Annotated in this window: 20 protein-coding genes; 15 read left to right on the forward strand and 5 right to left on the reverse strand. The window is 65.5% G+C overall.

Annotated features, from left to right (window positions below; translation table 11 throughout):
- The 3 genes from RJ03_RS08910 to RJ03_RS08920 all read left to right on the forward strand — a co-directional run.
- Positions 1-1,848, forward strand: a 1,848-nt coding sequence (locus RJ03_RS08910) for an N-6 DNA methylase (RefSeq protein WP_051024481.1), incomplete at its 5' end; no start/stop codon positions are given.
- Complete coding sequence (locus RJ03_RS08915; protein ID WP_036500067.1) at positions 1,845-2,480, forward strand: restriction endonuclease subunit S domain-containing protein; 636 nt, start codon at positions 1,845-1,847, stop codon at positions 2,478-2,480. The genes RJ03_RS08910 and RJ03_RS08915, both read left to right, overlap by 4 nt.
- A 39-nt stretch (positions 2,481-2,519) precedes the next feature.
- Positions 2,520-3,950, forward strand: a complete 1,431-nt coding sequence (locus tag RJ03_RS08920; RefSeq protein ID WP_036500070.1) for a serine/threonine-protein kinase — start codon at positions 2,520-2,522, stop codon at positions 3,948-3,950.
- A gap of 189 nt (positions 3,951-4,139) precedes the next feature.
- On the opposite strand, the gene dapA is transcribed toward RJ03_RS08920, so the two are convergent.
- On the reverse strand, positions 4,140-5,030 hold the full coding sequence (dapA, locus tag RJ03_RS08925) for a 4-hydroxy-tetrahydrodipicolinate synthase (protein WP_036500262.1): 891 nt from the start codon (positions 5,028-5,030) through the stop codon (positions 4,140-4,142).
- A 273-nt stretch (positions 5,031-5,303) separates the two neighbouring features.
- On the opposite strand from dapA, the gene RJ03_RS08930 reads away from it, so the two are divergent.
- Complete coding sequence (locus RJ03_RS08930) at positions 5,304-6,110, forward strand: DUF3048 domain-containing protein (protein WP_218000940.1); 807 nt, start codon at positions 5,304-5,306, stop codon at positions 6,108-6,110.
- 644 nt (positions 6,111-6,754) lie between these two features.
- On the forward strand, positions 6,755-7,597 hold the full coding sequence (locus RJ03_RS08940) for a DUF8757 domain-containing protein (RefSeq protein ID WP_245552222.1): 843 nt from the start codon (positions 6,755-6,757) through the stop codon (positions 7,595-7,597).
- Positions 7,598-7,606: 9 nt separating this feature from the next.
- Here RJ03_RS08940 and RJ03_RS08945 read toward each other — a convergent pair whose 3' ends face one another.
- Positions 7,607-8,062 (reverse strand): DUF488 domain-containing protein, encoded by a 456-nt coding sequence (locus RJ03_RS08945; RefSeq protein ID WP_036500075.1) that lies wholly within the window; start codon positions 8,060-8,062, stop codon positions 7,607-7,609.
- Positions 8,063-8,558: 496 nt separating this feature from the next.
- Here RJ03_RS08945 and RJ03_RS08950 point away from each other — a divergent pair, with 496 nt between their 5' ends.
- From RJ03_RS08950 to RJ03_RS08975, 5 genes are all read left to right on the forward strand, one after another.
- Positions 8,559-9,668 carry a fatty acid desaturase family protein gene (locus tag RJ03_RS08950; RefSeq protein WP_051024482.1) on the forward strand — a complete coding sequence of 370 codons (1,110 nt, stop codon included), beginning with the start codon at positions 8,559-8,561 and terminating at the stop codon, positions 9,666-9,668.
- A gap of 241 nt (positions 9,669-9,909) precedes the next feature.
- A complete protein-coding gene (locus RJ03_RS08955; protein WP_036500078.1) occupies positions 9,910-10,353 on the forward strand; it encodes a TIGR03618 family F420-dependent PPOX class oxidoreductase in 444 nt (147 codons plus the stop codon).
- Between the two features lie 21 nt (positions 10,354-10,374).
- Complete coding sequence (locus RJ03_RS08960) at positions 10,375-11,301, forward strand: haloalkane dehalogenase (RefSeq protein WP_036500082.1); 927 nt, start codon at positions 10,375-10,377, stop codon at positions 11,299-11,301.
- 620 nt (positions 11,302-11,921) lie between these two features.
- A complete protein-coding gene (locus tag RJ03_RS08970) occupies positions 11,922-12,176 on the forward strand; it encodes a helix-turn-helix transcriptional regulator (protein WP_051024497.1) in 255 nt (84 codons plus the stop codon).
- Positions 12,140-12,637: a hypothetical protein gene (locus RJ03_RS08975; RefSeq protein ID WP_157163383.1), complete on the forward strand. Its 498-nt coding sequence runs from the start codon at positions 12,140-12,142 to the stop codon at positions 12,635-12,637. Before RJ03_RS08970 ends, RJ03_RS08975 begins: the two co-directional genes overlap by 37 nt.
- A 101-nt stretch (positions 12,638-12,738) precedes the next feature.
- On the opposite strand, the gene RJ03_RS08980 is transcribed toward RJ03_RS08975, so the two are convergent.
- The gene (locus tag RJ03_RS08980; protein WP_245552223.1) at positions 12,739-13,680 is read right to left on the reverse strand and encodes an AraC family transcriptional regulator; all 942 of its coding nucleotides are present in this window, start codon (positions 13,678-13,680) and stop codon (positions 12,739-12,741) included.
- Between the two features lie 100 nt (positions 13,681-13,780).
- Here RJ03_RS08980 and RJ03_RS08985 point away from each other — a divergent pair, with 100 nt between their 5' ends.
- The 5 genes from RJ03_RS08985 (at position 13,781) to RJ03_RS09010 (ending at position 20,648) form a co-directional block, all read left to right on the forward strand.
- On the forward strand, positions 13,781-14,782 hold the full coding sequence (locus tag RJ03_RS08985) for a zinc-dependent alcohol dehydrogenase family protein (RefSeq protein WP_036500091.1): 1,002 nt from the start codon (positions 13,781-13,783) through the stop codon (positions 14,780-14,782).
- Between the two features lie 225 nt (positions 14,783-15,007).
- Positions 15,008-16,024 (forward strand): hypothetical protein, encoded by a 1,017-nt coding sequence (locus RJ03_RS08990; RefSeq protein WP_157163384.1) that lies wholly within the window; start codon positions 15,008-15,010, stop codon positions 16,022-16,024.
- Positions 16,025-16,245: 221 nt separating this feature from the next.
- Entirely contained in the window at positions 16,246-16,578 is a 333-nt protein-coding gene (locus tag RJ03_RS34925; protein WP_083870690.1) for a putative quinol monooxygenase, read from the forward strand.
- A 168-nt stretch (positions 16,579-16,746) separates the two neighbouring features.
- Complete coding sequence (locus tag RJ03_RS37035) at positions 16,747-18,018, forward strand: DUF6301 family protein (RefSeq protein WP_157163385.1); 1,272 nt, start codon at positions 16,747-16,749, stop codon at positions 18,016-18,018.
- 1,265 nt (positions 18,019-19,283) lie between these two features.
- On the forward strand, positions 19,284-20,648 hold the full coding sequence (locus RJ03_RS09010) for a CYTH and CHAD domain-containing protein (RefSeq protein ID WP_036500102.1): 1,365 nt from the start codon (positions 19,284-19,286) through the stop codon (positions 20,646-20,648).
- Between the two features lie 8 nt (positions 20,649-20,656).
- Here RJ03_RS09010 and pip read toward each other — a convergent pair whose 3' ends face one another.
- Positions 20,657-21,610 (reverse strand): prolyl aminopeptidase, encoded by a 954-nt coding sequence (gene pip, locus RJ03_RS09015; RefSeq protein WP_036500104.1) that lies wholly within the window; start codon positions 21,608-21,610, stop codon positions 20,657-20,659.
- Between the two features lie 42 nt (positions 21,611-21,652).
- Positions 21,653-21,991: a hypothetical protein gene (locus RJ03_RS09020; RefSeq protein ID WP_036500106.1), complete on the reverse strand. Its 339-nt coding sequence runs from the start codon at positions 21,989-21,991 to the stop codon at positions 21,653-21,655.
- Between the last annotated feature and the right edge of the window lie 67 nt (positions 21,992-22,058).

The following is a 22,058-nucleotide window of genomic DNA, read 5'->3' on the forward strand; positions in this document are numbered from 1 at the left end:
ACCCGGCCGCTGTTCGATCTGCACGCGGTGCGACAGTGGCTGGTGGAGCACAACATCGAGTCGGCGCAGTCGCCCGAGGCGGAACTGCGCACGCTGGTGCGATCTCATGCCACCCCACTCGCCGTCACACAGGTCATGCAGACACTGCGGCGTGACGGTGACGAGTGGACGGCGCCGGACGCGCACGATCAGGAGCTCGCCGCCCAGGTGGCCTCGGCGTTGCGACTCGCATCGACAGCCGAGGGCGTCCGCACCGCCTTGGACATCCTTTCCGAACACGCGATGGGCGACGCGACCTCGACCGGTGTTTACATCACGCCGCAGACGGTCGCGACAACGATGGCCGCGTTGGCGCGTTCGTCGACCACCCCCGAGGTGCACAGCGTGCTCGATCCGGCCTGCGGCAGTGGATCGCTCCTGCTGGCCGCGGCAGACGATGGTGCCGGCGAGTTGTACGGCCAGGATGTGGTGCCGGTGCAGACCGAGCGGACCCGGCTGCTGCTCCAGGCGCAGACCACGGTCGAGCTGGACGTTCGGACCGGGGACAGCCTGACCGCGGACGCCTTCCCCGACCTCCGTGTCGACGCGGTGCTCTGCAATCCGCCTTACGGACAACGTGATTGGGGATCCGGCGAACTCGCCTTCGACACTCGATGGGATTACGGACTACCTCCGCGCGGCGAACCGGAACTGGCATGGGTGCAGCATGCGATCGCGCATCTGCGGCCGGGCGGCATCGCGGTCCTGCTGTTGCCGCCTTCGGTAGCGACTCGAACCTCCGGACGAAAGATCCGGTCCAATCTGGTGCGGACCGGAGCTCTGCGCGCGGTGATCGGGTTGGCGCCCGGGGTCGCGCAACCGCGACATGTCGGGCTGCAGATCTGGGTCCTGCGTCGACCGGAAACGGATGCGGCGGTGGCGGATTCGATGCTGTTCATCGACAGCACCGGATCGGCGGTGCATGCCGAGGGTGACCGGCTGGACCGCGACGCGGTAGTGGAGATGTGGCGTGCTTTCGATGGGGACAGTCCCGATTCGGCGCAGGAATCCGGAGTCTCGGCCGTGGTCCGCCTGGTCGATCTGCTCGATGACGACATCGATCTCACCCCGGCCCGTTACGTCAGGTCCGCCTTGGACTCCGGCGCGATATCCGAGCAGATCGCCGCGTCGCTCGACCGCCTGACCGCGGCGGCATCGGAATTGAATTCCGTGGTGACGACGGTGCCGGACTGGTCGGAATCGCCGGGAAAGTCCTGGCGCTTCGTCACCGTCGCCGATTTGGCCAATCATGGTCAACTGCAATGGTTCCGGGCGGCACCAGCCGGCGACCAACCGCCCGCCGGGAGCCGTCGGGTATTGACCGCACTCGATGTCGCCACCGGGAATCACGCGTCGGGAACCATGGATATGGTGCCGGCGGTGCCCGTCGAGGTGCGCGAAGGTGATGTCCTCATGCCGGCCGTGCGCAGCGATCGTGGCGGACGCAGCGCGCGGGTCGCCACACCGGAAGACGCCGGTGCGCTGCTCGGGGCGCATGTGCATGCGCTGCGCGTCGATCGCGACCGTCTCGATCCGTGGTTCCTCGCGGGATTTCTGACCGGCGCCGAGAATGTCTCGGCCACCAGAACATCCACTGTGCGATTCGACGCCAGTCGCCTCCGGATACCGGTATTGACGTTGGGCGAGCAGCGTCGGTACGGCGCATTGTTCCGGCAACTGTTCCTTCTGCGCACGGTGGCGCGGCGGGCTTCCGAGACGGCCGGACACACCGCTGAGCTCATTACCACGGGACTCACAGCGGGCGCCCTCGAGCCGGGTCCGGAATCGATCGGAGGAGAGGAGCTGTGACCGGTCGGGCTGCGCACGGATATCCCGAGTTGCGGACCGAATTGCTCGAACTACCGGTTCCCGCGCCGCCGCCCCTCGAATCCGAAACCGTTGCGCACGATACTGTTTCGCTGGAAGACCTGGTCGCCGCCGAGGCGCTGAGCGTGTACGAGGCGCCACCGACCGTCGGCGTCGGAAACGGCGAGACGCCGATGTTGACGGCCAAGGACGTTCGGCTCGGGCGCGCGGCATCGCGCACTGGCAACGGGGCGGTGGCCGGTGCGGTCGTCGTCCGTGCCGGGGATGTGGCCGTGGTGATGGGCTCGGAGCCGGCCGTCCATGTGTGCCCCGACGATGGGGCGCTGTTGGGTGCCGGTATCCAGCTGCTGCGCGGGAAGGCCGCGGTCGTCGACCCGGACTTTCTCGCCGGGGTCCTGCAGGCCGCGATCGAGGACGGACCGGTCGACCTGTACCGGGTACGGATACCGCGGGTGCCGCCGGCCGAGCAACGCCGGATCGGCGCCGTTTTCCGGCAACTATGGGAGCTGGAGGCCGCGTGGCAACGTCGGCGTACCGCGATCGAGCAGCTGGTGCGTACGGGTGTGAGGGGCCTGGCATCGGGCGGTCTGCGACCGGCTACCGTCGATGAGTAGGTTGACGTGTCGGCTGTTGGAGTATTCACGGAGGTAGCGGTGGAGAAACCGCAGATCGACGGCGGCCGGTACGAACTGGTCCGGGAGATCGGCGCCGGCGGGATGGGGCAGGTCTTCGAAGGCTACGACAGCCACCTCAAACGCCGCATCGCAGTGAAACTCACCCATGCCAATCTCGACCAGGACCCCAACTGGACGAAGAGGTTTCTGCGCGAGGCCGAGCTGATGGCGCAGCTCAGCCATCCCGGTATGCCCGCGATTCACGACGCCGGCATCTCCCTCGGCCCGCCCGAACGCCCTTATCTCGTTATGGAATTCGTCGACGGCATCACCCTGGACGCACTGCTCGCGCGGCGCGGGCCGCTGCCGGTGGGGGTGGTCGCGGCGCTGGGTGCCCAGGCGGCCGCCGTACTGGCCGCGACACATCGCAACCGGATCTATCATCGCGACCTCAAGCCGTCCAACCTCATGCTGTGCGCGGACGGGACGGTGAAGGTCCTCGACTTCGGCCTCGCCGTCACCACCGACACCGACATGACGCGCTACACCAATACCGGAAATACGCTCGGCACACCGGCATTCATGGCGCCGGAGCAGGTCGAGGGACGCGCCGTGGTGGCGCAGACCGACCTCTATGCGCTCGGGCTGGTGTTGTACGAGCTGCTCACCGGCGACCGCGTGATGACAGGAAGTTCGCCATATGTGGTGTGGCAGAACCAGGTTCACCTGGTCCCGGCAGAGATTCGGCGGGAGCGACCCGAGGTTCCGGCGGACATGTCGCGGTTGATCATGAGCATGCTCGCCAAGTCGCCCGATCGTCGGCCCGAGGACGCCGTCACTGTCCACACCGTGCTGATGCGCCACGCCAACGGTCTCGGCGATCTGGCGGAAGTGGGCGACTTCCATGGTCCCGCGCGGATGTATTCGGCCGCGGTGAGTGCGGCCGGCACGTCGCGCACGGCGGCGACGATCGTGGCACCGACGAAGATCATCGCCGTCGACGAAACGACTGCCGTCCCGCCTCGCAGCACAGACTTCAGCCGGTCCGACATCCAGCGCGCGATCCGCCGCGCTCGCGATCTCGCCGGCGAATCCCGCTACACTCCCGCCATCAACGACCTCGAAACCGTTGTAGAACAGGCAGTTTCACAGTTGAGCGCCCGGGACGCGGACGTAGTGGAGGCGCGGCTGAGCCTGGCTGCCCTCCGCTTCGACAGCAACGACTTCGCCGGCGCCGCAGCACTTCTCCGTACACTCGTCGACGACCTCACCGCCGAACGTGGCCCCTACGACGAACAAGTCATGCATTGCCAACGTCAGCTGGCCACCTGCGATGTGCAGAACGGTGACATCGATGCGGCGCTGAAGCGGCTGCGCCGGCTGCACAGCCAGATGGCGGTGCGGTACGGGGAGCAGGACCGGCGGGTGGTTGATCTGGCGGCGCAGATTCGGCATATCGCGGCCGGGTGATCGGTGGAAGCCGCAGGTGTTAGGGGCATGAATCCTCGTGTGGAGGCTTCGTGGTCAGCCGTCTCGAGCGATTCGCCGGTGCTGACCGCCTCGGTGAATGCGTCCACACGTGCGCCGGATGGCCAGGATTCTTGGGGTCCGGACGGGTGCGAGCCGTACGGTGAATTTGCCGTTCCATCCCTGTCGCCTCTACAACAGACCGGATTCCTCGAGTCCGGCACGCAGACGTTCCTGATGCTCCGGCGGGCCCTGCCGGTATGGCATACGCAGCGCATCGGAGGAGATGACGCCGAGCATTTTCATCGCCGCCTTGGACTGGATGGCGCCTTGTGAGACGTGCATGATCGCGTCGACGGCGGGGATGAGACGGCGGTGGATCTCGCGTGCTCGAGACAGGTCGCCGCGGTCGACGGCGGCGATCATCTCCGCGTAGCGATCGCCCGCGACGTGGCCGACCACCGACACGATGCCGGTCGCGCCTTGGGCGAGGTGTGGCAGGTTGACGACGTCGTCGCCGGAATACCAGAGCAGGTCGGTCTGCGACATGAGCCGACTGGCCTCGAAGAAATCGCCCTTGGCGTCCTTGACGGCGCGCACGGCGGGGATGTCGGCCGCGCGGCGAATGGTGTCGGTGCTCAGTGCCGTCCCGGTTCGGCCGGGGATGTCGTAGAGCATGACGGGCACACCGCCGCCGGCCTCGGCGACCAGGCGGAAGTGTTCGAGGATGCAGTCCTGCGGCGGCTTGTTGTAGTACGGCGTGACGACAAGGAGGGAATCCGCCCCGCAGGCGACCATCTCGCGCGCCGCGCGAGTGGAATGCTCGGTGTCGTTCGTGCCGCAGCCGGCCATCACCTGGACGCGGTCGCCTACGGCCTCGACGACCGCGCGCACGCAGGCGTAGTCCTCCTCGTCGGTGGTGGTGGCGGACTCGCCTGTGGTCCCGTTGACCAGCAGTCCGTCGTGGCCGTGGTCGGCGAGATAGACGGCGAGGTTCTGCAGGCCGTAGTAGTCGATCGAGCCGTCGGCGTGCATGGGCGTCACCATCGCCGTGACGACTCGGCCGAAGGGGGTGTCCACCATGATCATGAGATTACCTTTGCCCAGCACCTCACTACTGTCCTGGTCGAGCGCGGCGTACGTTGGTAGCTAGAGGTTTGCCTCATGCGACAGCGATGGTGGATGTGGATTGCGGCGTTCCTGACGGCAATGGGGATGTGCGCTGTAATCGGGTGCGTCAGCGGCACCCGGCCCGAGCATGCTGCACCCGGCTCGGACACATCCTCCCGGGTAGAGGGCTCGGGCACATCGTCCCCGGCAGGCGGCTCGGAAGCACCCTCCCGGGTAGGGGCCCCCGTGTTGGTCGTGAAGGTGGACAACAGTCCGCAGGCACGGCCACCGGTGGGGCTCGGAGCCGCGGATGTGGTGTACGTCGAGCCGGTCGAGGGTGGTTTGAGCCGGTTGGCCGCGGTTTTCTCGAACAACAAACCCCCTGTGGTCGGACCCGTCCGAAGCGCGCGGGAGACGGATCTGACGCTGTTGGCACAGTTCGGTACCCCGACGTTGGCATCCTCCGGTTCCGCACCTGAGCTGATTCCCGCCATCGATGGCTCCTCGCTCCAGAACGCCTCTGCCGATCGGCAACCCGCGGCGTACTTCCGCGACTACAGTCGCGAGGCGCCGCACAACATGTTCGTCCGCCCCGATCAGTTACCCGAAGGCGGCGGCTGGCCGGCGACTTCGCAACTGCACTTCGGTCCTGCGCCTGCCGGTGGCCGGCCCGCGCAGTACGAGGAAGCGCGGTATCCGGGCGCGGTGATCGGTTTCGACTGGTCACCCAGCGACCACGGGTGGCTGGTCTCCATGGATGGTGATGCCTACACCGATGCCGATACCGGACGGCTCACGGCAAGTACGGTCGTGCTGCAGAGTGTGCCGGTGCAGAACTCGGCCATCAGCGACGTCGCGGGCAGCGTCTCACCCCGGGCGCAGACGACCGGTAGCGGTCAGGCACGCGTACTTCGCGACGGTCGAGAGTTCCCGGCCGTGTGGTCCCGGCCCTCCCCGGAGGCGGGCACGACGTATACAACACCGACTGGTGCAGCCATCCCCTTCGCGCCGGGGCAGGTCTGGACTGTTCTGGTTCCAGAGCAACTCTGGTGAGCCCTGTCCTCGCGGTGTGACCGTTGAGGCCGAATTCGGAGATGTCAGCGACGTACCGACCGCGGGCCAGCGGAGTGGGCGCCAACGCTGCTCCGACCCGAGGGCTGCGGCGAGATCGAGTGTCCGCCGCATTCGATGTCGCGCATCCCGCTCATGTCGAAGGCTGCGGAGATTCCGTTAGTGGTACTGGTTTGCGACCTCATGGTTTATCTCATCGTCGGCCAGTGTGACCCCCAGGATCAGCATTGCCAGCGGCGCGCCGATCGCGATGACGTGCTGATTGTCAGTTCGACGAAAGTCTCCGATCCCGGGCGCGGTGACCGAGCGCTGGGCTGTGTCCTGCGGAGACCGAGGAGACTTCGTGGCGGGCAGTCGCAACCGACAGCGTTCGACTCCACCCGCCTATGCCAATGCTGTTGGGGCCAGCTCTGTCGCGTGCCTGGATCACCAGGAACGTCTGGTGTCCGTCGTCGCGGACGTGGGGGCGCGGATCCGGCCGAGCCTTTCGGCGACGACATCAGGTGAGGTTTCGCGTACGAGTATGGCCCCGGAATGAATCGTGACGTGTGGGGCCGACAGGAATACCCACCATCGACATCGGCGCCCGTGCATACTTGAATCCTGGTGTCATTAGGGGGTTTTCGATGCTGCCAGGAAGTGAGCGCGCTCGGATTCTGATCACAGTGAAGGCTTATCCTGCGCCGTCGGAACGGTACGGCGAGACGGTGTGTGTCGCGGGTGTTCGTATCGACCGACTGCCGCCGACGTGGATACGGCTGTACCCCATGAGATTCCGTGGAATGGGGCAGGAATTTGTGTTCCACAAATACGACATCGTCGAGGTCGACGTTCGGAAACGTCGCGGGGACGATCCACGAATCGAGTCGTATCAACCGGATCAGCAGTCACTGCAGGTCGTCGGGCACGTCGATACGAACGGTGGGCGGTGGACGCAGCGGCGGACACTGATCCGGCCTCTGATCGGCGCGACGTCGACGTGCGAGCTGATTCGCGCGAATCCGAAAGGAGAGATGGCCGTGCCCGCGCCGTCGCTGGGCATGATCAAGCCGATCGTCGACGCCGTGACGGTTGAGCGCGGAAACGGCTGGACACCACAGCAACGGAGGAAGGCGCAAGCGGCGGCAGCGCCGAGTTTGTTCGACGATGCGCCGCCGGTGCTCGAACCGATGCCATATCGGGTCATCTACCGCTATCACTGCACCGACATTGAATGTCCCGGTCATCGGCAGCAGTGCTTGGACTGGGAGATCGGTCAGGCGGGACGGAAATGGCAGCAGACGTACGGCGTTGCCGGAGCTCAGCAGAGGTTACGAGAGAAATGGGAGCAGGAGATCTGTGCTCCTGATCGGGATCTCTACTTCTTCATCGGGAACCAGGCTCTGCACCGTAGGTCGTTCGAAGTGCTGGGCGCGTGGTACCCGAAGGTGAGTTCCAATGCCGAGCCCGACCAGCTGGCCATGCTGTAAGCCGTTGTGTTACAGCTGAATTACTCCGGCTGTGGCATCCTGTACAGCATCGGCGACCATTTGTCTGTGGCATGTGGCGTTATCGTGCTCGAAGCAGAGCAATGCGACCGGGCCCTGCGCCATGAGCGTCCTGATCGAGTGCAGCGCCTCGGCTCCTTCCGGGCTCTCGAGCACATGCGCATATCGGTCACGCGCATCGGCGTCCCCGACGCGGAAACTGTCGCGATTGTCTCGGGGATTGCCAAGCTCCCTGAGATGCACGTAGCGGATGCCGGCCTGGCTCAGGGCCGCCGACAATTTGGTCTTCGACAATCCCGGTTTGCGCGAGATGGGGGTAAGTCGCACGTCCACGACGGTCGCGACGCCGGCCTCTGTCAGAATCGCGACGAGCTCGTCCGCTCGCCGACCCTCGTAACCAACGGTGAACAGGCGATTTCGTGTACTAGCGGGGCTCGCTACAGGCACGTGGTCATACTTGCACGTCGCGCCGGGAGTGGAGTGGTCGGCTCGGTTACCGCGCAGCCCAGGTTGGGCAGGACTCTCGCCAGTCGTCCAGTCATCCTGCGTTGCGTCGCGGACGTAAACAACTCTGCGTCCGGTTTCTCGGGTGTGGGCCCTTCTGAGCACGTGGCCTGGGCCCGCCGGATGGTTATCACCCGCGGCACTGCGGCAACGGCGACACATCTGACGAGTGGCCGGGAACCCGTGCCGTTTGGACGTCGGGCGGCTGTCTGCACCGTAGTTGGGTCTTGCCCGGCATTCGGGCCGGCGCCGCACCTGTCACCCCACAGTTCGATCCCGATCCCATACCTGGGTATGACATGAAACGAGAACCCGACCAATAGCTTTGGTGTATCGAAGTCGCCACACCGACCCACTGAGAAGTGCCCGCCGAATCTCCAGCGAGTCGGGCATCGAGGCCGGGCTGAGGTGGTACCCGCGCCTGCTCTGAGGGAGAACTATGACGACACCGGCCTTGGTCCCACACTCACGCTCGCGGCGCACCGGCGCCGACGGCGATTACGCTCGATTACTTCGTCGTGTCTCCGACGCGGGCTTGATGGACCGCCGTCCCGGCTACTACGTCATTCGGCTCGGCCTCGTCGGGACTGCGTTCGCGGTCGGCTGGGGGGCGTTCGTTCTGGTCGGCGACTCGTGGTGGACGCTCATGGTCGCGGCGTTCATGGCCGTCACGTTCGCTCAGGTCGCGCTGGTTATGCATGATGTCGCGCATCGCCAGGTCTTTCGGCTTCGTCGGCCGACCGAGATCATGGGTCGGGTCGTGGGGAATGCGGGGATCGGGCTGGGGTATGGGTGGTGGCAGGACAAGCACACTCGGCATCACGCCAATCCGAATCATGAGGCGCTCGATCCTGATGTCGCGCCGGACATTCTGGTTTGGTCGCAGCGGCAGGCGCGCGGTAGTCGTGGGTTGCCTCGGCTGATCGGGCGGGCGCAGGCGTTTCTGTTCTTTCCGCTGTTGATGTTGGAGGGGCTGAATCTGCATGTGGCCGGAGTGCGGGCGCTTCGGAGCCGGGCGGTCAAGCGTCGCGTGTTGGAGGGGGCGTTGCTCTTCGGCCACTTCGCTGTCTACCTGGGCGCACTGTTCGCAATCTTGCCTGCCGACAAAGCATTTGCGTTCTTCGCGGTGCATCAGGCGTTGTTCGGTCTATACATGGGATGCATCTTCGCGCCGAACCACAAGGGGATGCCGACCTTCACCGGGGACGACCGGCCCGACTACTTGCGCCGACAGGTGCTGACCTCGCGCAACGTGCGTGGTGGCGCGTTGACCGATATCGCCCTCGGCGGGCTCAACTATCAGATCGAGCACCACCTGTTTCCGAGCATGCCGACTCCGAATTTGCGGCATGCCCAGGTCATCGTCCGTGATTACTGCGCCGAGATCGGCGTGCCGTATCACGAGACGGGGCTGCTCTCCTCGTATCGGGAGGCGCTGAGGCATCTGCATCAGGTGGGTGCGCCGCTGCGCAGCGGTGAGGCCGCCCGCGAAGCCGACGCCCGGGGCGTTGGGTCCAGCGAAGATGCACACCGGGAAGCGGATGAGTGAGCGCCCCGACGCGGGGACCGGGGTGGGTGAACTAAATCGTGCAAACCTCGCCGATTTTTCGAGTTTTCTCGCATTCTTGTGGAGGTTTGCACGGAAAATTCACCTCCCGCGATCCTTCAGCCACCCGAGCCGGGCAGTTCGGGCGCGAACCCGTCGTCGGCTGCGTGACGACAGCCGCCGAATTCCGGCAAGCGCACAATGGGCCGTGCGAGGATCGGAGCATCCAACCACGGGAGATCTGATGACGACACTGGAACAGGCGGTGGAACTCGGTCGTGCCGAGAAGGGGCTTGCCGTCGTCTCCACCCTGAGATCCGATCAGACCATCCAGTCGACGCTGGTCAACGTCGGGATGTTGGCTCATCCTTCGACGGGTGAGCCGGTTCTGGGGTTCGTGACCTACGGCAAGGTGAAGCTCGCGAACCTCCGCGCTCGGCCCCAGGTGAGCGCCACGTTCCGGCAAGGGTGGGCGTGGGCGACGGTGGAGGGGCGGGGTCAGATCGTCGGGCCCGACGATCCGCAGTCGTGGATCGACGCTGAGGGGTTGCGCCGGCTTCTACGTGATGTGTTCACGGCCGCCGGCGGCGAGCACGACGACTGGGACGAGTACGACCGCGTGATGGCCGCGGAGCGCCGCGCGGCGGTTCTGGTCGAACCGACCCGGGTGTACAGCAACGGCAGCTAGTTCGACGAAAGGGATTGGGCCATGCGGGTACTGAGAACCCCCGACGAGCGCTTCGCGGGACTGCCCGACTTCCCGTTCGAACCGCATTATGTCGAGATGCCGGCCGACGACGGGACCACGTTGCGGGTGCACTACCTGGACGAAGGGCCGCCCGACGGTGAGGTCGTGCTGCTGTTGCACGGTGAGCCGTCGTGGTCGTATCTGTATCGGCGGATGATCCCGGTTCTGGTCTCGGCCGGGCTGCGGGCGGTCGCGATCGATCTTGTCGGATTCGGCCGCAGTGACAAGCCGGCGGACCGCGCCGACTACACCTATCAGGCACACGTCGACTGGACCTGGGCGGCGATCGACGCCATCGGCCTCGACCGGATCACTCTCGTATGCCAGGACTGGGGTGGATTGATCGGGTTGCGCCTGGTGGGTGAGCATCCCGAGCGTTTCGCGCGTGTGGTCGCGGCGAATACGTTCTTGCCGACCGGTGATCGCCATCCCGGCGACGCGTTCCTCGCCTGGCAGCGCTTCAGCCAGGACACCCCCGACTTCCGAGCCGGGAAGATCGTCAACGGCGCCTGCCAGACCGAGCTTGCTCCCGAGGTGATCGCTGCCTACGACGCCCCCTTCCCCGACGACACCTACAAGCAGGGCGCCCGCCAGTTCCCGCTCCTGGTTCCGACCAGTCCGGAGGATCCTGCCGCACCCGCGAACCGAGCCGCGTGGGCAGTCCTGGAGACGTTCGAGCGGCCGTTCCTGTGCGCGTTCTCGGACTCGGATCCGATCACGCGCGGCGGAGACAAGGTCCTGTGGTCGAAAATCCCTGGCGCCGCGGCGCATTCACCGGTGACCATCACCTCGGCGGGGCACTTCCTCCAGGAGGACAAGGGCGAAGAGCTCGCTGCAGTGGTCGTCGACTTCGTCCGTGCGACGCCATTGGACGAGTCGCCTGCTTGAGGTAGCCGGATCGGTGGCGTGCCGACTCGACCGCTGCCGCTGTCCGCGTGCAACCGATGGCCACGGTCGGGGGCGCCGGGCTCGTCTACCGGCGTGCGGTGGTGCGGCCACAGAACAGCACATTGCCCGGGATACGCCTGAGGCGTGCCGGTGCAGGAGCTGTGCGATTCTCGTCGGAGCTATCGACGAAAAGCGTTTGCCGACAGAATCATACGACGTTCATGTCGGTCGGATGTGAAGTCCTCCGCCTCTGCGGTCGTCGAAACGCGTCATGAACGATGCGTTCCTTCGCAGGTGTGGCCGATAGCGACGAAGCGGGTGCTGGGTGCGCATGCATCCGTGCGGGATGACCGGCGACCACGCAATGTCGAACTCTACGGTGAACCGCTCGACGGCGGCGCGTACGCGGTGATCCACTACGGTGCGGGTGCGGGATCGCAGCGGCCGAGACCGATTGCGCCGCATACGATCCAAGCGATCATCGACCGCCGTGCGATGCAGCTGGCGTCTCCCTCCGCGTCACGCTGCGGTGCGCGGAAACAGTGCGGACTGCACACGATCCGAGGCGGAAAAGACAAGTTTCCTTGACATTGGATGTCAAACATCCTTAACATTTGTTCGTGGTCGGCGAGCAGCAGGAGCATCCGGTACGTACGCGGCGGCGCGAGTGCCGGATGACCCAGGCGCAGTTGGCGACAACGGTCGGCGTCAGCCGGCAGACCGTGATCTCGATCGAACAGGGCGACTACGCGCCGAGTGTCTATCTCGCACTGCGGATCGCCCGTGCGCTGGGAACGACGGTGGAAGACATTTTCTGGACCGAGGATCTGGAGGGGACATGGCCAAAACCACTGCATTCGAAGACATCTTCCTAGCGCTCGACGAGCCGGCCTGGGGAGACGAACGCGCCCGCGAGGAGTTCTATCGGGGCTCGACCATGGCGCTGTGCGCGACGATCTACGGCTGCTATGCGATCGCGATCGTCGCCGCGGCGGTGGATGCCAAGTGGGTCTCACTCCTGATCTTCGTGCTTCCCAGCCTCACTTCGCTCCTGCTGCTTCGCTATTGCGCGCGGCGCGGCATTGATATGCAGACCCTGCTGAAAGGCTTCCCGCTGCGGCGCAAACGGATCGCCTATGCCACGACGTATCCATTGATCGCCGCATGGCTGATCGTTTTCCTGTGGCGCACGTTGCCGTCGGATTCGTTGCCGCAGAGTCTGTTGGGCGCGGTGGTGGGCGGTGCGATCGGCGCGGGAGTTGCCGCAGCCATCGGCAGACGATTTCGCCGGCGCTCCGCAGCCGAGAATCTGCCGGAGGACGACAGCTTCGACTAGCGCGAGTCGGGCGTCACCACCACGCCGCCTACCCGATCTACACCTTTGAAGCGGGCGGCGACGTGCCCTGGTTCGATCCGAACCGTTCAGAGCTGCGGCTGTCAGCGCGAAAGATCAAGTGCCGCAGCGCGATAACGACCCGGAGGAGTGCTGTATTCGCGCTTGAATGCCTTGGCGAAAGCGAATTCGGAGGTGTAGCCGACTCGTTGGGCCACCGTGTGCAACGGGGTGTCGTCGGAGCGGAGCAAGCGGCCGGCGAGAGTCATGCGCCACCAGGTCAGATAAGCGAGTGGGGACCGGCCGACCGTGGCGGTGAAGCGGCGGGAGAAGGCGGCGCGCGACAGACCGCCGAGGGCACCGAGTTCTTCTACGGTCCAGGGCTTTTCGGGGCTGGTGTGTATGGCGCGCAGCGCGGTGGCGACGGGGCGGTCGGCCAAGGCGGCCGCCCAGCCGTTACGAGGGGTGCCGTCGTCCTCGGTGTCCAACCACCAGGCGCGCAGGATGTAGAGCAGCAATGTGTCGAGCAGGGACGTCACGATGGCGTCCGAACCGGGCTGAGACTCTTCGAGTTCGGTGCCGAGTAGTTCCACCGCCGCACGCAGGGAGCGGTGGGTGCCGACTCTGGGGCGTAGATGGACCACATCGGGCAGATCGGTGAGCAGGGGATGGGCACGCCGACGATCGAGTTGGTATGCGCCGCACAGTAATAGCGTGATGGGCGCGCCCGGTGTGTGCGGGTCGGGTGCGGGTGGTGGCCAGGATCCGTCGGGTCGCGGGTTCACCGCTCGCAGCGGCGCGGTCGGATCGCTGGCCAGTGCGTGGCCGCGGCCGTGCGGCAGGAAGACGATATCGCCGGGGCCGAGCGGAGTCGGCTCGCGGTTCTCGAGGATCAACCATGCCGAACCTTGCAGCACGACATGGAATCCCGTGCCGTCCGACGCGGGGAAACGCATTCCCCACGGGGCCGACTTGTGCTGGCGCGAGGAGTGTGGACGCCCGGTTCGCATCGTCGCGACGGCATCGCTGAGTACGTCCAAGCCCATATCCGCATGGTAGACGAAATCCTGGTAGCGAGACGAACGGACATTTCCGCAAGACTTTCACGCATAGATCATCTCTCCGCTGGTGAATAGCGTCAGTGACATGACAACCGACGCGATTACCGCACGCACCGTCGTCTTCCACGAACTCGGTGATCCCGAGGTATTGACCATCGAAAATCTCGACCTGCCGGCGCCCGGACCGAAGGAGGTACTCATCCGCATCGAAGCGCTCGGACTCAACCGGGCGGAGGCCTTGTTCCGGGCCGGCACCTACTACTACCTGCCGACACTTCCGGGATCCCGGCTCGGCTACGAATCCTCCGGAGTGATCGAGGCCGTCGGCGACGGCGTCACCGAATACGCTGTTGGAGACAAGGTCTCGACGGGCCCGAACATCGAGATGAGCTCGGCCGGAGTGTATGCCGAGCGGGTGGTGCTGCCGGTGGAGTCGGTGGTCCCGCGTCCGGAGGGCCTCGACGCGGTCACCGGTGCGGCCACCTGGCTGACCTACTCCACCGCATACGGCGGCATGATCGAAACCGGAGGCCTGCGTCCGGGCGACCACGTCCTGATCACCGCGGCGTCCAGTGGCGTCGGTATCGCGGCACTGCAGACCGCTGCCCGCATCGGCGCCATCCCCATCGCGGTCACCCGAACGGGCGAGAAGAGCCGATACCTGCTCGACAACGGAGCAGCACACGTCATCGCCTCGGCCGATACCGATGTCGTGGCCGAGACGCGACGCATCACCGACGGCGTCGGCGCGCAGGTGATCTTCGACGCCGTCGGCGGGCCCGGCCTGGCTGAATTGAGCACGGCCGCAGCGCATAACGGCACGGTCGTCGTTTACGGCTGGCTCGACCAGCGCCCGATGGCCATGCCCATGAACTGGCCGCTCCGAATCCTCGGCTACGCCAACATGGAACTGTCGGTCACCGCCGACGGCCGCCGCCGCATCAATCACTGGATCGCCTCCGGCATCCGCGACGGTGTGTTCCGCCCCCACGTCGGCGCGGTCTTCGATGGCCTCGACAGTATCCGCGAGGCCCACCGCCTCATGGAGTCCAGCACCCACACCGGCAAGATCGTCGTCAAACTCTGAGAAGCCGTTCGTTTCGCCCGCCGCAGGATTTTCCCGGCCAGCGTGACCGGGGCGCTCCGAAGCACCCCGGCTTCGGCAAACTGGTGCGGTGTGTGACGTGCCGGTTGCGCTGCAGGTCGGCGCGGGGACGACGCAGGTGACCGGCATGGCGGGGGCAGATATCTGCCCGCAGCCCTTCGAATTGTGGGCTGGACGCCACACAGGGATTGGGTGATCGTCGTAGGGGTGGGCGGAGAGAACACTGCGGGAGAGCAACGCCGGTTCGGCCTCCGCGCATGGTGGTTGGGCCCTGCTCTCGTGCTCGTCGCGGCGGTGGTCTTCCGCGGCTGGTGGTGGGAGCTGTGCGTGCGGTGGTCGCGCGGCCCGCTGCCCGAAGCGAATCTTCTGCTCGGACATTCGGTTCTTTTCTGGGGTCGTCTCGGGAAAAGTCTTCAGTTCGTGGCCGGCCTGCCAGTGATCTTCGATCTGATCGGCGCTGCCGCGTTGAACGAATTCGGTAGACGGCACGTGAAGCGTCTGAGTAGAGCGAAAAACAGAATCACGGCAACCCGCGACGCGGCCCGGTTACTCGAACGCCTGCGCGCACTGGAGTGTCGCGTGAAGTCGGACCTTACGGTAGGGCAACGAGGACGCGATACTCCGGAGTACGAGTCGCTGCTGGCATCGCTGGTCGAGACATTCGACGGCGAGCTCATCTGCGCATCGTGCAGATATGCCATGCCCCCGGTCTCGGTCGCCGACGACATCGTGGTCGTCGGGCCGGATCCGGTTGTATACAAATGGGAATGTCAGCATGGCCAAAAGATTTTCGAGAGCCGGGTCGAAGCGGCTTTCGTCAACACGCTGGACGGAAGCGAGAAAACAGCGTGGCGTAATGCCGAATACGTCGACCGGCGGGTGGAGCGAATCGGCTCGGTCCTGCTGGGAGTCCTCGTCCTCGCCGCCCCGACTTATCTCATCGCCCAGTGGACGGTGGGATCGCACCTGCCAGGGCTCATGGTGGCGATCGCGATCGGGCTGGTGATACTCGCGCCGTTGACGTACCTGACCACGCAACCCGATCAACGTCACCGTGCCGGGGCTGTTCTGGCGTGGCTCTGGGCCGTCGTGTGCTGGCTCCCGGTCCCGATAACTCGTTCGATCGTCTGGGTCATGCACCGCGAACATCCGGCCCATCCTCTGCGCTGGATTGCTTTGGGTCTGTTCATCTTCGGCTCGCTGCTCGACCTGCTGGCCAGCTAGGTCGAAGGCTTACAGCGGCCGGTCCGGTCCTCGAGGGCGCAACGACGCGATCGATGTCGTAACCGGGAAAACCCACGACTGAAAGCTCGACCGTATCGGAATGTGGAACCGCGCGTTCTGGGTCGCGAATCTGCCGGAGACACTGGGGATTCGGCGGTGCACCCCGATTTCTGCCTCGGAGTAGCCTCGTCGCAGGAGGGGGCAGGCGAAAGGCGAAATGCATGTCCAGCGGGAATGGGAATATGTTCAGCGTCTACGGGCGAATGACCGCCCTGCCCGGGCGGCGTGACGAGTTGATCGCGGTGCTTCTCGCCGGATTTCGCGCCGGCGGTGACGATAGCGGCCTGCTCCACTACAGCATCAACACCGCATTCGACGACCCGGACACGATCTGGCTGACTCAACTGTGGCGCGATAAGGACGCACACGACGTCACCACCCGTTCCGAGCCGGTCGCCGCGGTCTCCCGCCAGGTTCCGCCGCTTCTTGCTCGGCAGCCTGACGGGACCTACGGCCACACCGTCCATGTGGGCGGTCGGCGCACCGAGGGGTGATCATTCGGCGCCCTTGCCCCGGCCTCTTCGACGGACCGAATCCCGTGATCAGTGCCCGCGGCAGGAGCCGCGCGCGACTCCCCGGCCATCTTCCAACTGTCATTACCAAATGCTGTTCCGACGCATAGTTTTTGGATTGGATATGAAGACTCGAGGGGGCTGGCTGCTGTGTTGAGCTGGGATGAATTCGGTTCAGCTCTGGCCGAGGAGTTGGCGGCGCTGCCGGTTGGCGCGCTGGTGGTGATTGACGAAAGAGGTGAGTCCGGTCGCTACGTTCAGTTCGTTCACGTTGACGACAACCTGTATGCCGAGCTGATGAGCGACCGGAATCCCGCCCTCACGCAGGTGCAGGCACCTGAGCAATGTCAGCTGATTGCTGGACTCGGATGGCGGGCGCCCGGCACTAGTCCGGAAGGTAATCCGAATTGGTGGACGGAGCTGAAGTGTCCGATCCGGACGGCGGACTATCGCCGCCTGGCCGGGATGGCGGTCTCAGGCCTGCGGGATGGGTTGGGGATGTCGAGCCCGGCGGACCTGACCTACCGAGCATGGAACTCTCTTGACGGCAACCTTCCGTTGGAAATGTCCGGTCTGGATATCGCCTGGGTTCCGGAACCGCCGCTAGGGCAGGGTGCGGCGGGGCCACCAGGCGCTGACGACTCTCCGTTGATCTCCCTCGGTCCATCAGCACTTCGGGAAGAGGGCGCCTCGGACGAAGCGGCCAATAGCTCCAAGCCGAGTGCCCTTGCACGCGAAAGTATTTGGGAGCCGCCCCCGCTTCCTGGCGACTCGACCTCGGTCGGCGGTAGTCGCAACGACCATCGTGCCTCCTGGGACTACCTCAGGCCGCCACCGTTCAACCCTCCTGCGCCGCCGGCCGACCGGTCGGAAATGACGTCGTCGGAACTCGTCGAGTTCGTCCGATGGATCCGGAACCTGTCGTGGGGCTGGAACATCTACGACATCGGGAGCGTGATCACTGCTGCCGGACTCACCGAATTCGTGGACCTGAACCCGGACGGCATTGCGTTTACCAGCAAGTACAGCACCGGACGTTCCTATCTCGACTTCTACGGCGATAGGGTCGCGTACTTCGACGCACCCGTCGCCAACCTTCCGGAGTTCGAACACGATGGCACCCGCCTTACCGATGCCATGGCGCGGATGACTGACGCACTGACCGACGAATACGGTAAGCCGATACAACTCCCCGCACCGGTCGGCCTGGAGAAGTACGGGCCGTACATGGAGTGGGTGGGCGCCGAAAACACGGTGACGTTGTCGCGTGACGCGCTGTCCGTGCGGGCGGTGTTCCGACTCAACGAAGGCGCAACGGTCGTGTGTGGCGAGGACGAGCATGCGCGCCGGGTCGCCCTGCCTGGCAGACCGCTGACCGGCGAGGACTTACGCCTCCGCTGGACGGGGAGCGACTCTTCGTAGTTGTTCGTCGGATGGTCGATCTGGAACGCCCCACAGATTGGACCTATCCAGGGAATAATTGGCGAAGTCGTTGCGTGACAAGGCATGTGAATGACGGGGGTGGTGTGATGAACGACTATCTGTCTCTACTTCCATCGACTTTGCAGTGGATTTCCAGGCAGCTCGACTCGGTGTCGCCGACACCGTGGCCTCTGTGGATCGGTGGGTTGTTTCCGGTCTACGTCGCCGTCGTATCGGTGTTGCTCTGGTTTCTGCGCGGGTCGGTGTGGCCGGTTCAGTGCGCTTATCCGCGGACGAGCAAGGGGTGACCGTGCCGCAATTGGGTGCCGGGCGAGTGGATGCGCTGTCGTCACCACAATCGCCGTGTCAGATATCGCTACGGGCACGAGGTGGTGAAACTGCAACGCTGGCAGACCCTGACCAGGGGAAACAAGATCGTGGACCGGCCGGAGGTCGGAGTGGGAGCGCTGAGGCTGCGCCCTGCGAATGCGACGCTGCTGTACGAGAAAGGTTACGCCCGACCGCCTTTGGCGGTGGTTCGGCTGCTGCCGGACAAGCTCCGTGCTGGGCTGCGACGACTCGGTGAGGCGCGCTGGAGAAAGGCGGCGCCGCCTGAGAAAGCTGCGCGGCCCGGCCACCAGCCCTACGAATCGATTGCTACGGAACGGCGGACCGATATCGCGGAAGGGCTGAACCAGGTGGTCCGGGCGACTCAGTTGCGACGATCGCCTTCTGCCTCGCCATCGTTTTCACCATTGTCGCGACTATGCTCCGAGACACCGCGCAAACCGTTCTCCAATATGTGGCGACGCTGGGGTTCGTGTTGGCCTGGGCTGCAACGAGTGCCGGACTTTACGGGCGAAGCGAAACCTGGCTCAAAGGCGCGTGCCTCAAGTCTCTGAAGTGGTGGGCGGGTATCTTCGTGCCGGTGGGGCTACTGAATCTTGCCTTCACGGTCATGAACAAATCCCCCGCATAATGACACATACCCAGTGATCGGCGGCCCCGCATCGCGCGGGGTGCTGTGGCGGGGGAGGGGCCTGTCGACCGACTGTCGAGTCGCCGTTCGCCACCAGGCAGGCCCCCAACCCGGTGAGACCGTCGACCTCAGGAATCAGCCTGTGTCTCTCGGCGATGGATCCGCGCAGAAGCTGAGGCGGAGGTGACGAGGAATCGTGTCGCAGCCATTCGTTCTGTGATATTCGAGGGCGAGGCTGATCGAGCAACCCACGACTAAAACCGCCCATTCGTGGTAGCCGGGGTATATGGCCACGCACGTGAACGAAAGGGAACGGAAGTACCAGTTGCCGATCACGGGTGGGGTGCCGCTGGATGATGTGCCCGGTATGACCCTGGACCCGCTGAGCGAGGAGCAGGTACTGGACGCCGTCTACCACGACACCGCGGATCTGCGGTTGGCGCACAAGGGAATCACGCTTCGGCGGCGGACCGGTGGGGAGGATGAGGGGTGGCATCTGAAGTTGCCGGTGGGGGAGGATACCCGTGAAGAGATTCAGGTCCCGCTGGGGCGCGGGGGCAAGTCGGCGCCGCAGGAGCTGACCGACATGCTCGCGGGGATCACCCGGGGCCGGCCGCTCGCGCCGGTGGCGCATATTCGGACGAAACGGCGGAAATGGCGGCTTTCCGACGATCGGGGCGCGGTCGCGGCGGAGATCGTCGCCGACAGTGTGTCGGGTCAGACCCTCGGTGAGTCGTCGTCGGTGATGTCGTGGGAGGAGATCGAGGTCGAGTTGACCGGCGGTGGTCCGGATGTGTTCGACACCGTCGAGAAGAGACTGGGCAAGCCGTCGGACGCGCCGCCGAAGGCGCTGCGCGTCCTCGGTGTCCGTACGACGCCGCGTCCACCCGAGCGGGGTCTGCAGGGCTATATGCGCAAGCAGGCGGACAAGATGATCGAGCAGGACATCCTGATCCGGCGCCGCAGCCCCGACTCGATCCACCAGATGCGGGTCGCCGGTCGTCGGCTGCGCAGCATTCTGCAGGCCTTCAAGGGCTCGCGAGATCTGCGCAACGAGTTGAAGTGGCTCTCCGGTGTCCTCGGCGATATGCGTGATCTCGAGGTTCTGCACGACCACCTCGTCGCGGAGGTCAGGGCCCTGCCGGACGAACTGGTGATCGGCGAGGTACGCCGGCGGCTGACCGAGTCGTTCGTCCCACGCCGATCGGCGGCCCGCACCGACGTGCTCGAGGCGCTCAACAGCGAACGATACTTCGCGCTGCTGGACTGCCTGGAAACCAGTCACCGACTCCCGCTGCACCGCAAGAAGGGCAAGGGGCTGCGCAAGACCCGCCGCCGCGTCGACCGTGCGTTCGACGACATCGGGCGGCTCGGCACCGATCGCGGCCTGCACGAGGTGCGGAAGGCGGCGAAACGCACCCGCTACGCGGCCGAGGCGACCGGCAAGAAGAAGCTGGCCCGCCGCATGAAGAAGTTGCAGAAATCCCTCGGCGTCCACCAGGACGCGGTCGTCGCGCGCGCCGAGGTGCGCACCCTCGGTGTCCAGGCGCACCTGTCCGGGGAGAACGCCTTCACCTACGGATTGCTGTACGGCAGGGAGGTACAGCGCGCCGAGAAGGTGCGGCAAGCGCTGCGGCTCGGGGAGCGATAGGTCACCTATCAGACGTCGGTTTGCGCGAAGCGGGCGATGGCTCGGGCGATCGCTTCGCTCATGGCGGGGCTGCCGGTGTGGCCTGAGTCGTCGATGACGTGCAGGCGGGCCTCGGGCCAGACTTTCGCCAGTTCCCAGGCGGTTTCCAGGGGCGCGCTGAGATCGAGGCGGCCGTGGATCAGTTCACCGGGGATTCCGGCCAGGCGCCCGGCCTCGCGCAGCAGCACGCCCTCGTCGAGCCACGCCGCGTGCGCGAAGTAGTGGGTGCAGATCCGGACGAAGGTGAGCATGGCCGCGTCCGGCTTGGCGCTGTATTGCCCTGGGCGGCCCAGGGATTCGTGGGCGATCACCGCGTCTTCCCAGCGGCACCACTCGATCGCGGCGCTGCGGCGCACCTCCGGGTCCGGGTGTTCGAGTAGTCGCCGGTAACCGTCGACCAGGTCACCGTCGCCGGGCAGCCCGGCACGGAACCGCTCCCACTCGGCAGGCAGCAGCTGTGCGACACCCCGGTACAGCCAGTCGATTTCGCGGCGGCGGGTGGTGGTGATGCCGACCAGCACGATCCCGGTGACCCGCTCCGGGTACCGCTCGGCGTAGGCGAGGATGAGCGTCGAACCCCAGGATCCGCCGTACAGCAGCCAGCGGTCGACGCCGAGATGGGTGCGCAGCCGCTCCATATCCGCGATGAGGTGCTCGGTGGTGTTCACCGACATGTCGGTGTCCGGGTTGGCAGCGCTCGGAATGCTCCGGCCACAACCGCGCTGGTCGAACTGCACGATGCGGAAGATGTTCGGGTCGAACGATTTTCGTGGACCGGGACTGCTCCCGCTGCCCGGTCCGCCGTGCACCACCAGTACCGGCCGGCCCGCGGGGTTGCCGCTGGTGCACCAGTACACCTGATTTCCCTGGCCGACCTCGAGCAGGCCGTCGGCGTACGGGTCGATCGGGGGGTAGGGGGGCACGGTTGCCGAGGTTAGCGGAACAGCGGGGCCGGCGTCGACGACTCAGTCGGGGATCAGGGCATACACCTGCACGACGAATTCCTGCGTCGTGCCGGACGGGTCGGCGATGTAGAAACCGCGGCGCGACAACGACTTCCGTTCCAGCGGCATGCGGGTTCTGCCACCGGAGACGATGTTCGAGAGGACGCGCTGGTCGTAGTTGGCCCGGACGTCGACCATCACGCTGAACTTGATCACTTCGGTGCCGGGGCCGGTCCGCCAGAGCAGTTCTTCCGCTTCCGCCGGCACGGACGCGAACGAAAAGTTGTCACTCGCTCGCGCCTTCTGATTGCGCCGGGGTTGTGGATCCGACCGGACTTCGGCGACCAAGACCTCTCGCATCGCTGCCCTCCCTGTATGTCTTGTGCCGCTTCGGGGATGTCCTCGAATCTTAGCGGCTACGGCTGTC

The sequence above is a fragment of the Nocardia aobensis NBRC 100429 genome, assembly GCF_000308375.1.
GTDB classification, from domain to species: Bacteria; Actinomycetota; Actinomycetes; order Mycobacteriales; family Mycobacteriaceae; genus Nocardia; species Nocardia aobensis.